The 241-nt window shown below is 74.7% G+C and carries 1 pseudogene; it reads left to right on the top strand.

The features are described 5' to 3' along the window. Positions 1 to 241: pseudogene (locus R0J88_RS23060) on the top strand (hypothetical protein); the annotation flags it as partial.

The raw sequence follows: 241 nt of genomic DNA, 5'->3' as shown, positions 1-241 counted from the left end.
CCGCCATGACCCGCGCCACCGGGGTGCTGTTCGACGGCAGCACGCCCGCCGAGATGACCGCCGCCATCGCCCGCGCGGTCCATTTGCGGAGCCACGCGACCGTCTGGCGCGCGATGCAGCGCAACGCCATGACCGCGGACTTCAGTTGGCGGCCGGCGGTGGCGCAATACCTGGCGCTGTTCCACGCGCTCAGCGGCACCCAGGCGCAAGCGTCCGCCCCGGCGCGCCAGCCCGCGCAAGC

Source organism: Pseudoalteromonas sp. SIMBA_162, assembly GCF_046535955.1.
Taxonomy (GTDB): Bacteria; Pseudomonadota; Gammaproteobacteria; order Enterobacterales; family Alteromonadaceae; genus Pseudoalteromonas; species Pseudoalteromonas marina.
This window is presented reverse-complemented; position numbering and strand designations above follow the sequence as displayed.